Consider the following 14,154-nt stretch of genomic DNA (forward strand, 5'->3'; position numbering starts at 1 on the left):
ATAAACTATCTTTGTTTTATGAAAAGCATCTGGCAACAAATACTGCGTTACCTGTATATAGGCAAAAAAGATCCTTCAGCGCCTCAGGGCCGCTATGTCTCTATGATGCACGGCATGAACCGTATCTCCATCATTGTATTTCTGATCGCATTGATAATAATGCTGGTAAAGCTGTTCACCCGTCATCATTGAGCGGGTCTTGTATAGCCTGTTTCGTACTGTCTACGACTTATTTTTTCGCTTCGGCATAACTGATTTCTGCCGCCCGGCGACTTGCATCTTTTTCTCCCAGTTTTGTCCACAATGCTGCGTAATCTGCTTTAATACGATCGCGCGCCGCCTTATCCTTCAGCAACAAAGTCAGTTCTGTCAGCAGGTTCTCTTCCGTCAGATCATGCTGAATCAATTCTTTTACAACAGGTTTATCCATCACGAGGTTCACCAGTGCAATATATTTTACCTTGATCAGTCGCTTGGCAAAGAAATAGGAAATAGCACTGCCCTTGTAACATACTACCTCAGGTACGCCAAACAGGGCAGTCTCCAATGTAGCTGTTCCGGAAGTCACCAGTGCGGCTTCTGCCTGACGCAATAAGGTATAGGTTTGTGCTTTAACAGTAGAGACATTCGGATGGGCTCCGATCAGTCCCTGTATAAATGCATCGTCCAGGCTGGGGGCCTGCGCAACTATAAACTGATGATTCGGGAAATGTTTAGCCATGGTAAGCATGATCGGCAGCTTAACGCTCACTTCCTGCTTACGGCTACCCGGCAGAATGGCAATCACCGGCTTGTCTGACAATGGTGCATCAGCCGGCTTTTCTTTCGCCTCCCTGATCACCTGTATCAACGGATGTCCTACGTATTCTACCTCGTAATCCCATTTCTTATAGAAATCCTGTTCAAATGGCAGGATGCAGAGCATCTTATCCACACTCTGTTTTATCTTCTTCACGCGATTCTCCTTCCAGGCCCATACCTGCGGAGAAATATAAAACACGATCTTATATCCCAATGGTTTTGCCCATTCCGCAATACGCAGATTAAACCCCGCGTAGTCAATCAATACCAGTACATCCGGCTGGTATTGCTGAATGTCCTTTTTGCAGAACTCCATATTGCGTAATACCGTACGGATGTTCATCACCACCTCAATAAACCCCATAAAAGCCAGATCTTTATAATGCTTCACCAGCGTTCCTCCAGCCTGTTGCATCATATCGCCTCCCCAGCAACGGATATCCGCTGCGGTGTCCTGTTGTTTCAATTCTTTGATCAGATTGCTTCCATGGAGATCACCGGATGCTTCTCCGGCGATGATGTAGTACTTCATAGGGCAAATATAAATTAGGAATTAGGAATTAAGAATTAGGAATTGTACACCAATACCAATTAAATTAAGAATTAGGAATTAAGAATTAAGAATTGTACACCAATACCAATTAAATTAAGAATTAGGAATTAAGAATTAAGAATTGTACACCAATACCAATTAAATTAAGAATTAGGAATTAAGAATTAAGAATTGTACACCAATACCCGTTTCCTCTAAATATTCGGTTCTATTTAGATAAGGCAATCAATGGATCTTATTAAAGACACACCAGTATATCAATGTCAGACAATAATTCTTAATTCTTAATTCTTAATTCCTAATTCCTAATTCCTAATTCCTAATTTCTTAAAATAGAAAAGCCGCTTCCATCTCTGGAAACAGCTCTAAAAATCATAACAGTCTTTAATTATCCGTGTAATATCTTCAGGAACAGGATCGTAATAGCATACAGCATCGTCACCAGGAAGATACCTTTTGCCGTAATGTCTCTCCTGGATCTGGTATAGAAGTAAAATATCACTCCATTCAGTAACAGGCAAACACTGATCAGTTTTGGTAAGGTCTGACGGTTTTCAAGAACAAGCGTCATAAACTCAGACAGGGATACATCATGCTTCGGCATGAATACCAACAGGTAGTACAGGAAGAAGGCCAGTACCGGTGTAAATACACCCAGTACAATGCCTAATGGGAGATTATCTCGTTTTAACATAGTAGGTTTTGAACATGTGCATTTATACACATCAGAGTTTCCAGTCGTTTTCCAGCTTCTTTTTCATCTTATAATCAGTCAGATCGAACTGCACAGGTACAAGCGAAGCGTAGTTATTTGCAAGGGCGTATACGTCAGTATCTTCTCCGTTATCGCGATTAGTGAATTCACCGGTGAGCCAGTAGTATTTCTTACCACGCGGATCACGGCGCTCGTCAAACGCTTCTACCCATTTCGCATCTGCCTGACGACATATCTTTAATCCTTTATAGTCTTCTTTTTTAACAACAGGGATATTCACATTGAACAGGGTACCCTCCGGCAGTTCCGTTTCCAGCATCTGCTTTGCCACTGAATGAGCCACTTCTTTACATAAAGAGAAGTCCGCATCAAAACTGTAGTCCAGGTAAGAGAAACCCACTGAAGGTACGCCCTCAATGGCCGCTTCCATTGCCGCTGACATGGTGCCGGAATAAATCACATTAATGGAATGGTTCGCACCATGATTGATACCACTTACACAGATATCCGGCAAACGGTGCAGAATCTTGTCGCGGGCCAGCTTCACACAATCTACCGGTGTACCGGAACATTGCCATGCTTCTATGCCGTCAAAGATATCTACCTGGTCCAGACGGAGCGGCACGCCGATCGTAATAGCGTGTCCCTTTCCTGACTGCGGACTATCCGGCGCCACTACCACGACTCTTCCCAGCGGACTTACCGCTTCAATCAGTGCCCGGATGCCCGGAGCTGTTACACCATCATCGTTTGTTACCAGAATGATCTTTTCCTGCGCTTTACCCTTCACGTGCTTTTGAGTTTTCTTTTCAGAACAAATTTAATACACTTAACTGATAGTCCCTAGCGCATGATCATGTAATAATGCGCATAACAGCTTATCAACGTAAAAGATAGGGGAAAGATTACGCCTCTCCCCGATATACTTTTACAAATAACATATAATTAACATACTATATTAAAGATCAGTACGTAGCATCCGCCGGAACACAAGCCAGATGAAAATTGCGATATACGCAACCAGCGCCGTCAGATATACCACGCTGTCATAAGGACCAGAGAATTTCACCAGTTTCTCCACAATAGGGAATGGGAGCAATTCATCTCCGGCCTGTAAAGGGAATAATCCCCCGATATTGCCGAAAAAGCGTTTAACAATGGAAACGAGTATCTGCTCAATAAACATGATATAACCCAGGAACAGGATAATGGCAAGTCCGGTACGCTTCACCAGCATACCTACCAGCAGCGCCAGACTTAATGATACCAGCACCTGCAAAAAGTAATAACCCAGAAAGCGGGAACCTTCCATACTAAAAGGCGCTTTGCCATACACACCGCCGAAAATAAATACCGCGATCAGGGAGGTCAGGAGCGCCAGTAGTGCCAATGTGACTACCCAGAACAATTTGGAGAGTACAAAGTCCCTCCTGTCCCATCCGTCAATAACATTCTGCCGGTGGGTTTTATAGTTGAACTCATTACTGACCAGGGTAATGACCAGCAGACTGAAAATACCGGAAGTATAAGAGTTGACGCTGGCGACAGTTTGCCATACCAGCGGGAAATCATACATAGACTGTCCCAACAGTTGCTGAGCTTCTTTAGGTATATTTTTGACAAAGATGTCGTGGATAATGAAATTCGGGGCCAGCATCGCCAGCAGTCCCAGGCCGATAAACACCCAGAAGGTGCGGTAATTCTTTACCTTAAGCCATTCTATTTTAATAATTTGCAGCATAAGCTTCAGTACAAAGAGGATTAGTTGTTGGTTAATTCCAGGAATGCCGTTTCCAGGCTCTTTCTGCTCATCTGGAGATGACTCAGCCAGACGCCCTGTTGTGCGCACCAGCTGTTCAGGCTTGCCGGATCAATCGTTTCGCGGAAAGTGACCTGCAAAATACCGTCCTGACCAGGCAATACCTGTACAAAGGCCGGATGCTGTTTTATCAGCTGTGACAGTGCCTGATTATCAGGCCCGCCGATCTCGATAAAATTATCCCTGGACAGGACTGCGTTCACCGGACCTGAACCCAACAACTTCCCTTTCCGCAGGATAGCCACATGTGTACAAACTTTTTCCACTTCATCCAGCAGGTGACTGGCCATAATAATGGTCTTACCCGACTGTGCCAGCTGGCGGATCAGATTTCTCACCTCTGCAATCCCTACCGGATCCAGCCCATTGGCAGGTTCGTCCAGTATCAGGACCTCCGGATCGCCCAGCATTGCTGCTGCAATAGCCAGCCGCTGTTTCATACCCAGGGAGTAAGTCTTAAAAGCCGAGTGCTGTCTGGCCACTAATCCGGCCAGTTCCAGCACCCGGGGAATATCCTGTTCGCTTGTCTGTTTGATATTAGCGACTATCTGCAGGTTTTTATACGCCGACAGATAGTGATAGAAATTAGGCGTTTCCAACAGCGTTCCGATCTTCCTGCGCTGTGCGGCAGAAGGTGTCTGCTCCATCAGGGTGAAAGAACCGGCATCCGCTTTCAGTACGTCGGTCACAATACCCAGCATCGTGGTTTTACCACTACCGTTTGGTCCGAGTATACCATACACGCTGCCTGCCGGAATATCAAATGATACGCCGTCCAGCGCCTGTACGTGTCCGTACCGCTTTGAAATGTTGTTAAGGGATAGAATAGTTGACATCAGGTGATTTAATTTCTGATTGGTTTGCCTGTTTTGATCACACTCTGCAATCTTTCCAGGGTTTTACGCTCACCGGCGAGGCTAAGGAATGCTTCCCTCTCCAGGTCGAGCAGATATTGTTCGCTCACGAGTGAGGCTTCTGAGAGATCTCCCCCACTCATTACATAGGCCAGTTTACCGGCTATTTTCGCATCGTGCTCTGATATGTAGTTAGCAAAACGCATACTGTGAATACCGGTCAGCAACATCCCCAGTGCGGCACGGCCCAGGACTTTTACATCCTTCCTCTCTACCGGACGGGTATAGCCTTCATCTGCCAGTTGTAATACGCTGCGTTTTGCATCAGCGATCAGGCGGCTTTGATTCAATGTGATCTCGTCATGTCCTTTGCGCAAAACGCCCAGGTCAAAGGCTTCCTGCGCAGAAGTGCTCACTTTCGCCATGGCAATCGCCATAAAACGATCTTTCAGTGGCTCCTCTTCAATACGGCCTTCTTTGAATTCATCGCTGGCGCGCAGTGCCATTTCTTTGGTACCGCCACCACCAGGGATCAGGCCTACACCGAGTTCCACCAGTCCGATATACGATTCCGCCGCTGCCTGTACCTTATCGGCATGGAGACACATTTCACAACCACCTCCCAGTGTCAGCGCATGTGGCGCTACAATCACCGGAATGGAAGAATAACGCAGACGCATGGTTGTTTTCTGGAACATACGTACAGCCATGTCCAGTTCATCATACTCCTGTTCTGCCGCATACATGAAGATCATCCCCACATTTGCACCGGCTGAGAAGTTAGCGCCCTCATTGCCGATGATCAGTCCGCGGAAGTCTTTTTCCGCCCTATCAATCGCTTTATTCACACCTTCCAGCACTTCGCCCCCGATGGTGTTCATTTTAGTTTTCCAGTCGATGGTAACCACACCGTCTCCGATATCATACAGGGTACATGCACTGTTTTTCCACACCACATTACCGGAAAGATTTTCCAGGATAACGAATGTATCTGCACCAGGCAGCAGTTTATAAACGTGTGATTTTACATCGTAGTAATATTTCTTGCCCGCTTCTATTTTGTAGAAGCTCTTCATACCTTTCTCCAGCATTTCCTTTACCCATGGCGCTACGCTTAATCCTTTCGCTTCAATGGCTTTGATACCGTTTTCCACACCCAGCACATCCCATGATTCAAAAGCGCCGATCTCCCATCCGAAACCAGCTTTCATCGCATCGTCCACTTTATAGATATCATCCGCGATCTCAGGAATACGGTGAGAAATATAAGAGAACAGATAAGCGTGGAACTGCTGATAGAACTGACCGGCTTTGTCGCCCGCAGTAAACAATCCACGCAGCCGCTGCTTCAGGTCTTCCACCTGCTTGGCCGCTTCAATACTTGCGAATTTAGATTTCTGACGGGGACCATATTCCATCGTTTCCAGGTTGAGCGTCAGTATTTCCTTACCGCCTTCTCCTTTGGTCTTTTTATAGAAACCCTGGCCGGTCTTATCGCCCAACCATTTGTTTTCCACTACTTTTTGCAGGAACGGAGGGATCACGAAGATATCCTTTGCTTCATCCTGCGGACAGTTCTCTGCCACACCTTTTGCTACTCTCACCAGTGTATCGATCCCCACGACATCGGCTGTACGGAAAGTAGCAGATTTTGGTCTGCCGATTACCGGGCCGGTCAGCGCATCGATATCATCTATATTCAGCTGCATTTCCTGCATGATGTGGAAAATCGCCATGATAGAATACACCCCTACCCTGTTGGCAATAAATGCGGGCGTATCCTTACAGAGTACCGTGGTTTTACCCAGGTACAGATCTCCGTAATGCATCAGGAAATCCACGATTTCCGGGTCAGTATGCGGTGTGGGAATGATTTCCAGTAAGCGCAGATAGCGCGGAGGGTTAAAGAAGTGGGTACCACAGAAATGTTGCTTAAAATCATCGCTGCGGCCTTCCGCCATCAGGTGAATAGGAATACCTGAAGTGTTGGAAGTAATCAGGGTACCTGGTTTACGGTACTTTTCCACTTCCGTGAAAACAGACTTTTTGACGTCCAGATTTTCCACCACAACCTCAATGATCCAGTCATAGTTGGCAATCTCCTTCATATCGTCTGTAAAGTTGCCGGTACGGATCAGCTTTACCACGTCCTTGTTGTACACCGGAGAAGGGTTTGCTTTCAGGGCAGACTGTAATGCGTCGTTTACGATGCGGTTTTTTACCGCTTTGCTGTCAAGTGACAGCCCTTTAGCTTTTTCTGCATCAGTTAACTCTTTGGGGGCAATATCCAGTAACAAAACCTGTACTCCTACGCCTGCGAAATGGGCTGCTATTCTTGAACCCATTACTCCTGAACCTAAAACAGCCACCTTGTTAATGTGTCTTTTCATAGAACGCGTTTTATGTGCTACAAGCGCTGAGGCATTGTAGTGAGTCTTGATTGTTAATATCGATAAATGAATATATGATTTTTTGGGAGACTTGCCACAAAAGCCATAAAAAAACGAAGGACCGTCTGCCATACGGCGGACGGTCCTTTCTTATGACAAGGTATTTTATTTAAACTGCCTGAGGTCTGCTTGCTACCGGCGCTTTTTTAGTCGCCACACTTTTCTTTGTTTTCTTCTTCTTACCCAACCATACCAGGAAACCTGTTACCGGCAGACTGGCCCCTATTAACGCACCAAAGAAAGCCAGGATTTTACCGGGTAATCCCAGTATGGAACCCACGTGAATATCATAATTTGCTTTACGCAGTTTTGCACCAAAACCGGCTTCTGCAAAACTGATATCGTATACCTTATTACCGGCCAGCTCCTTTAACGTATGCTGATCGAATGCATAACTTCTGTTATTATAAAACTTACCTGCCGTAGGATAAATCGTAATACTGATGGCAGCCTTTGGCTTGGAAGTATCTGCAAAAGAATAGTAGAAGCCTTCTGCATCCGGGTGTTTGGCGAGTACTTTCCCCCATGCCAGGTCCATTGCCTGCTCAGGCGTATATAACTTACCCAGCTGTGTTGAATCGGACTGTGGTCTTTTAAACTCTTCGATTGTTTGTCCGCCGGAAGTAACCCAGTACAATCCGTTACTGTACCACTTGATACCATATACCATCCCCGTCAGCGCGATTGCCAGTAATACAATCAGGGAATAGAAACCCAGTACATTATGCAGGTCATAGTTCACCCTTTTAAAAGAGGCGTCCCATTTTATCTTAAAGCTTTGCTCACGTGCTTTTTTTGACCATTTCTGCGGCCACCACAGTACCATCCCGCTGATCAGGATAATAACGAATATCAGCGTGCTGTAATTGACGATGGGTCTGCCTATTTCATAAGGCATCCATAGGAAGCGGTGACCATTCAGGATAAAACGGAAGAAATCTGTTTCTCCGGCTTTATGTTCTTTTACACTGATCACTTCCCCACTGTATGGGTTCAACCGGAGTACCGTATTTCCTTTTCTGCCTTCTCCCAGGCTCAGGTAAATAGCATTTCCCTGTTGGTAAGTCACATAACCCGGTTTCAGCTTGGGATATTTTTGTGCGCCGATTTCTCTTACCTGTGAAGGAGTAATCACAGGTTTATCCTGACGGGCAATTACGGTTTCAGGTTCCAGTAAGCGGGTGATTTCGTCATGGAATACCCAGATGCAGGCTGTCACGCATACGATGATCATCACAATTCCTGTGATCAGACCCAGCCATAGGTGTAACCAGGCTGAAATACGATAGAACAGACTGCGGGACTGTTTTTTCTTGACGGTTGGCTTCCTGGAAAAATTCATGTTTTACTGTAATTGATGGCCCGTTTTATCCGGACCTGCGCGCTAATGGTGATAGAATCTGCCAAAAATACCGTGTTATAACGCAAATCGTTTACGCAATCGGGAATAATAATCGCCTTATTAAAGATCGGATTTGAGTTGCCTGAATGGATAATTGCCACATTTCAGCTTAAATTTGCGCCTTTCGGCCCCAAGAAATGCCAATCACATGCCTGGAGGTACACATCAGAAACAAGTATCATGAATCAGTTTAATCAGCGTAATGCTATGGATGCCAACGAGTCTGCACAGTTGCAGCGCGTACTTAGCGACTACACCTATGCCCTGGACGTACTGGATAAGTACGATCATCAATTGCTGGAAATAGAAAATACGACAGCGGAAAACCTGTTTGTTATTACTTACGAAACAGCTATGCTCGCTATTAACGGGTTAAGAGACCGTTTTGGAGGAAGCGCACTGTTCGGTAATGAAAAAGATGATTCTTTTCAGGGTTCACTGGCGGCGATCTGCCAGACTTTTGGTGGTCAGTATCTCTATCCCAGTGTGGAAGAGAAGGCGGCCCATCTCTTATATTTTGTGATTAAGAACCACTCTTTTTCCGACGGGAATAAGCGGATCGCAGCATTTCTGTTTGTATGGTTCCTGGAAAAGAACAACCTCCTCTACGGGCAGGACGGTCGTAAAAGAATTGCGGACAATGCCCTGGTAGCATTCACCCTGATGATTGCGGAATCAAAACCGGAGGAAAAGGAGATGATGGTAAAAGTGATCGTACATCTTATCAACAGTAAGAATTAAAATAAAAAAGTCCGCCGCCGGCGGACTTCCTATTTATGCCTGCACATTCAGTACAGTAAAGCGCTTCACGCCAGCCGGCATCTTCCACTCTACTTCGTCTCCTTTACGGAAACCTATCAGAGCTGCACCCAGCGGCGCCAGTATAGAAATTTTCTTTTGCTTGATATCTGCATCAATCGGCATTACAATACGGAAGTCAGTCACTTTTCCTGAATTGACTTCTTTCACACTTACCAGTGAGTTCAAACGGATGGTCCCTACAGGCAGGGATTCATTATCCACGATAACGGCGCGATTCAGTTCATACGCCAGTGACATTTCGCTGATATCATCTGTTTTGGTGCCTGCAAATTGTTTCAGGAGGTTATAATCTTCTTCACAAAGAATGACTGGGGTTTTTTCTTTGGTCTTTGCTTTTCCTGATTTCATACACTACTAATTTTAAATTAAAAAAAATTCCTGCCGATGTGGTATATCGCGCAGTGGAACAAACTATACAATAGAAAAACCGAGGGATCCCCGAACAATAAAGTGAATTAATAATAGTCCGGGGAAAAAGTATCGAAGTCCTTAAAGGTTGTGTAATAGTAAGACTTACTTGCTATTGGGGTATTGGTATGCACAACAACAGTCATACGCAGTACTGGCGTATGCTGAAAGGATGAATGCTGATATGTTGTGTGCAATGACATCACTACGAATATAAGGAAAAAATCAGGAATTATGCATGAGACAGGAAGAATTGTGATAGCATTAACGGGGGCTATATAACATACCGGACATACCTTAAACATGCATTATACATGCTTCATACACGACGTATAGGTGGACTTGATCACTTTAAAAAAAGGGGATATTCCTTCCGGAACACCCCCTTTTTGGGTATAATTTGTGAAAAAGTATTATCTCACTTCACTACCTGCATCTACTGCTGCATCCGGATTAACGAATACCAGTTTACCGGCAGCATTTTCAGCCATCAGGATCATTCCCTGACTTTCGATACCACGCATTTTTCTTGGCGCCAGGTTGGCCACCAGTGTTACCTGTTTACCTACTACTTCTTCCGGTGTAAAATGTTCTGCGATACCAGATACCACCGTACGTTTTTCAGTACCGATATCTACCAGTAATTTCAGCAGTTTATCCGCTTTTGGTACTTTCTCTGCTTCCAGGATTGTACCTACGCGCAGGTCGAGTTTTGCGAAATCATCGAACTGTATCTCAGGCTTCATTTCTTTTACTTTCGTTTCGACAGGAGCTGCTGCTGGTTTCACCAGACCTGCTTTCAGTTTATCGATCTGCTCCTGGATCTTCACATCGTCAATTTTGCTGAACAGATACTCCGGCTCGCGCAGCGGATATCCTACATTCACCAGTTTAAGACTACCTGCATTTTCCCACTCCAGCATACGATCTACGACCTTCAGCATATGGCAGATCTTCTTCGCGGTGAATGGCAGGAACGGATTCACCAGGATCGCCAGGTTGGCGGTCAGCTGCAGACACAGGTGCAGACAGTTGTCGATCTGTTTCTGGTTGGCTGCTGCCAGTGACGGATCTTTTGCCATCGCACTTGCCAGTTTCCATGGTTCTCTTTCCTGGAGGTATTTGTTACCTGAACGGGAGATATCAATTACTTCTGCCAGTGCTTCACGGAAACGGAAGTTTTCCAGTGAATCCTCGATCCGCTGTTTGGAAGCGGTCAGCGCGGCAAATAATGCATCATCTTTCTCGTCTTTCAGATCTGCATGGAAAGCGGGTACTTTACCATTGCAGAGTTTATGCATCAATACCATAGTACGGTGCACAAAGTTGCTGAAGATATCAGTTAACTCACTGTTATTACGCTGCTGGAAATCTTTCCAGGTAAAGTCGCTGTCCTTTGTTTCAGGCGCGATGCTGGTCAATACGTAACGCAGTACATCCTGCTGATCGGGGAAGTCCTTTACATAATCATGCACCCATACCGCCCAGTTACGGGAGGTAGACACTTTCTCACTTTCGATATTCAGGAACTCGTTTGCAGGCACATTTTCAGGCAGTACATATCCACCATGGCCTTTCAGCATTGCCGGGAATATCACGCAGTGGAACACGATATTGTCTTTACCAATAAAGTGTACCAGCTTGGTATCATCTTTACACCAGTAGTCTGCCCAGTTGGCGGTCAGTTCTTTGGTAGCGGAGATATAACCGATCGGTGCATCAAACCATACGTACAGTACTTTTCCTTCTGCATCCGGCAGTGGCACCTGGATACCCCAGCTGCTGTCGCGGGTCATCGCCCTGCTTTGCAGACCGCCGTCGATCCAGCTTTTACACTGACCGTATACGTTGTTTTTCCACTCTTTATGACCTTCCAGGAGCCATTCTTTCAGGAATGGTTCATAGTTCTGTAAAGGCATATACCAGTGCTTTGTCTTTTTCTTGACAGGCACGGCATTGCTGAGGGTAGAACGTGGTTCAATCAGTTCGTCCGGACTCAGAGAAGTACCACATCTTTCACACTGGTCGCCGTATGCATTCGGGTTACCGCATTTAGGGCAGGTACCAACGATATAACGGTCAGCCAGGAATACATTGGCAGTTTCGTCAAAGAACTGCTCGCTTTCCTTTTCTTCAAACAGCCCTTTATCATACATCGTCTTGAAGAAGTCAGCTGCTGTTTCGTGGTGTACCTGTTTAGTGGTTCTGGAGAAAATATCGAAAGAGATACCCATGTCTGTAAAGCTGTCATAGATGATCTTATGATATTTATCCACAATATCCTGCGGCGTCACGTTTTCCTTCATCGCCTTGATGGTGATAGGTACTCCGTGTTCGTCAGTTCCTCCTATGAACTTTACATCCGCCTTTTTAGCACGCAGGTAGCGCACATATATATCGGCGGGAATATAACAGCCAGCCAGGTGACCGATGTGGACCGGTCCGTTGGCATAAGGCAATGCCGCTGTTATTAGATATCTGTTAAATTTTGCCATGTTCGCTTAAAGAATGCTTAAATAATGGAAATTCTGTTTTTGCTTTTGGAAGAGCGAAAAGTATTTATCAACTTAGCCCTGTCGGGTTTGGGATAACTCCCCAAATGGTCTGCAAAGGTAATTAAAGCATAGAACAATGAAAATTCCGCCATACCTCAAAAAAGGTGATCTGATAGGCATCACCTGTAGTAGTAGTAAAATGGATCTGCAGGCAGCAGAATATGCTGCTGAAGTGATCAGTTCCTGGGGTTTCCAGGTACACCTGGGCATTACGGTAGGCACCAGTTTCCATAATTTCTCTGCTCCGGATGAACTGCGGCTGGAAGAGCTGCAGGATATGCTGGACGACCCTGATATCAAAGCTATCATTTTTGGCCGCGGTGGTTATGGCATGGTGTGTATACTGGATGAACTGGATTTCAAGAAATTCCGCAAACATCCCAAGTGGATCTGCGGGTATAGTGATATTACCGCCCTGCATACCCATGTTCAGCACCAGTACGGCATTCCTACCATCCACTCCATGATGTGTAGTGGTATAAGGCCCGAAACCGTTGAAAACGAATATGTAGATAGTCTCCGGCTGGCCTTAAAAGGTACTTCCTACCGTTATACGGCGGCGCCACATGATCTGAACCGTACCGGAAAGGGCAGTGGTAAGCTGATTGGTGGTAACCTGTCCCTCCTGGCCAACCTGTCAGGTACGGAATCGCAACCGGATACAAAAGGCAAAATACTGGTTCTGGAAGATATCGGCGAATACCGCTATAATGTCGACCGTATGATGTACAACCTGAAAAGGGCAGGATGGCTGGAAGATCTCGCCGGACTGGTAATCGGGTCTTTTACAGATGGCAAAGAGACGGATACGCCTTTTGGCCAGACTGAGTACGAGATCATCCGGAATATTGTACAGGATTACGAATACCCGGTCTGCTTCGGCTTCCCGGTAGGACATACGCATGAGAACTATTCCCTGAAACTGGGTCTGCCACATGAACTGCATGTAACAGCCAGACAGGCTAAATTATCGCAACGCGACATCTAACGCTTTCAGATAGTCAGGATATTTCTCCAGGTTATTGTGATCCGCGCCGGGTATAGTTATAAACTGGTCGCCTGTTTTGAACAGCTTCTCCAGTTTCTTCCCTGATTCAACCGGTATTGTCTTATCATCCGTACCATGAATGATGACAACAGGCGCTGTTACTTTGGGCAGGTATTCATTTGTCGGGAACTTGAAATCGAGCATATACGCGTAAGGGTAAAGCGGTACCAAACGCATTGCCATCTCTGTCATGTTGAAATACGGAGCTTCCAGCACCAGTCGTTTACAATCGCGGACAGCTGCCAGTTGGGCAGCGACTGCCGTCCCCAGTGATCTTCCGTAAATGATAATACTGTCCGGTGGATAAAACTTCCGGGCTACCTCATACATATGCAGGGCGTTGTCGTAGATCGTCGTTTCGGTCAGTTTGCCGGTGGTTTTTCCATAAGTAGGATAATCCATCATCAACACACTGTAGCCGCGTTTCAGCATCAATCTGGCCTTATTTCCATATTTGGAAATATTACGGGCATTCCCATGAAAGTATATTACCATACCTTTCGGCTGATCTGCCTTAAACAGCATGGCGCTCAGCGTCTGTTTCTCATTGATACGGATGCTGATTTCTTCAAATGGAATGTCGTATTTGAAGACATAACTCGCCTCCAGCGGTTCCGGATGAAAGATGAACTTTTTCTGGAATAAGGTCAGCAATACGCCGATCACCAGGTAAAGCCCCAGGATCGCGGAAAGTATAGGTTTTAGTTTCAGCTTGCTGAACATGTGT

The 14,154-nt window shown here is 45.7% G+C and carries 13 protein-coding genes; 3 read left to right on the forward strand and 10 right to left on the reverse strand.

The genetic code is table 11. From position 1 onward, the window contains the following. The first annotated feature begins 18 nt into the window (after window positions 1-18). Window positions 19-192, forward strand: a complete 174-nt coding sequence (locus tag CPIN_RS39140; RefSeq protein ID WP_012794620.1) for a DUF6728 family protein — start codon at window positions 19-21, stop codon at window positions 190-192. A gap of 37 nt (window positions 193-229) precedes the next feature. Here CPIN_RS39140 and lpxB read toward each other — a convergent pair whose 3' ends face one another. The 7 genes from lpxB to CPIN_RS34965 form a co-directional block, all read right to left on the reverse strand. Further along, a complete protein-coding gene (gene lpxB, locus CPIN_RS34935) occupies window positions 230-1,333 on the reverse strand; it encodes a lipid-A-disaccharide synthase (RefSeq protein WP_012794621.1) in 1,104 nt (367 codons plus the stop codon). 409 nt (window positions 1,334-1,742) lie between these two features. After that, window positions 1,743-2,048, reverse strand: a complete 306-nt coding sequence (locus CPIN_RS34940; RefSeq protein ID WP_012794622.1) for a hypothetical protein — start codon at window positions 2,046-2,048, stop codon at window positions 1,743-1,745. A 31-nt stretch (window positions 2,049-2,079) separates the two neighbouring features. Continuing rightward, on the reverse strand, window positions 2,080-2,859 hold the full coding sequence (gene surE, locus CPIN_RS34945; RefSeq protein ID WP_012794623.1) for a 5'/3'-nucleotidase SurE: 780 nt from the start codon (window positions 2,857-2,859) through the stop codon (window positions 2,080-2,082). Between the two features lie 168 nt (window positions 2,860-3,027). Continuing rightward, on the reverse strand, window positions 3,028-3,810 hold the full coding sequence (locus CPIN_RS34950; protein ID WP_012794624.1) for a DUF2705 family protein: 783 nt from the start codon (window positions 3,808-3,810) through the stop codon (window positions 3,028-3,030). A 20-nt stretch (window positions 3,811-3,830) separates the two neighbouring features. Next, window positions 3,831-4,724 (reverse strand): ABC transporter ATP-binding protein, encoded by an 894-nt coding sequence (locus CPIN_RS34955; protein ID WP_012794625.1) that lies wholly within the window; start codon window positions 4,722-4,724, stop codon window positions 3,831-3,833. A gap of 8 nt (window positions 4,725-4,732) precedes the next feature. After that, window positions 4,733-7,132: a 3-hydroxyacyl-CoA dehydrogenase/enoyl-CoA hydratase family protein gene (locus CPIN_RS34960; RefSeq protein WP_012794626.1), complete on the reverse strand. Its 2,400-nt coding sequence runs from the start codon at window positions 7,130-7,132 to the stop codon at window positions 4,733-4,735. Window positions 7,133-7,301: 169 nt separating this feature from the next. Beyond that, window positions 7,302-8,534 carry a PepSY-associated TM helix domain-containing protein gene (locus CPIN_RS34965; protein ID WP_012794627.1) on the reverse strand — a complete coding sequence of 411 codons (1,233 nt, stop codon included), beginning with the start codon at window positions 8,532-8,534 and terminating at the stop codon, window positions 7,302-7,304. A gap of 240 nt (window positions 8,535-8,774) precedes the next feature. Here CPIN_RS34965 and CPIN_RS34970 point away from each other — a divergent pair, with 240 nt between their 5' ends. Next, on the forward strand, window positions 8,775-9,335 hold the full coding sequence (locus CPIN_RS34970) for a type II toxin-antitoxin system death-on-curing family toxin (protein WP_012794628.1): 561 nt from the start codon (window positions 8,775-8,777) through the stop codon (window positions 9,333-9,335). A 33-nt stretch (window positions 9,336-9,368) separates the two neighbouring features. Here CPIN_RS34970 and CPIN_RS34975 read toward each other — a convergent pair whose 3' ends face one another. Both CPIN_RS34975 and metG read right to left on the reverse strand, forming a co-directional pair. Next, window positions 9,369-9,764, reverse strand: coding sequence for a GreA/GreB family elongation factor (locus CPIN_RS34975; RefSeq protein WP_012794629.1), 396 nt, complete (start codon window positions 9,762-9,764; stop codon window positions 9,369-9,371). Between the two features lie 473 nt (window positions 9,765-10,237). Beyond that, entirely contained in the window at window positions 10,238-12,319 is a 2,082-nt protein-coding gene (gene metG, locus CPIN_RS34980; RefSeq protein WP_012794630.1) for a methionine--tRNA ligase, read from the reverse strand. A gap of 136 nt (window positions 12,320-12,455) precedes the next feature. Here metG and CPIN_RS34985 point away from each other — a divergent pair, with 136 nt between their 5' ends. Continuing rightward, entirely contained in the window at window positions 12,456-13,367 is a 912-nt protein-coding gene (locus tag CPIN_RS34985; RefSeq protein ID WP_012794631.1) for a S66 peptidase family protein, read from the forward strand. Here the strand turns inward: CPIN_RS34985 and CPIN_RS34990 are convergent. Further along, window positions 13,347-14,150 carry an alpha/beta hydrolase gene (locus tag CPIN_RS34990; RefSeq protein WP_012794632.1) on the reverse strand — a complete coding sequence of 268 codons (804 nt, stop codon included), beginning with the start codon at window positions 14,148-14,150 and terminating at the stop codon, window positions 13,347-13,349. The two genes, CPIN_RS34985 and CPIN_RS34990, sit on opposite strands and share 21 nt — an antisense overlap. Between the last annotated feature and the right edge of the window lie 4 nt (window positions 14,151-14,154).

The sequence above is a fragment of the Chitinophaga pinensis DSM 2588 genome (assembly GCF_000024005.1).
Taxonomy (GTDB): Bacteria; Bacteroidota; Bacteroidia; order Chitinophagales; family Chitinophagaceae; genus Chitinophaga; species Chitinophaga pinensis.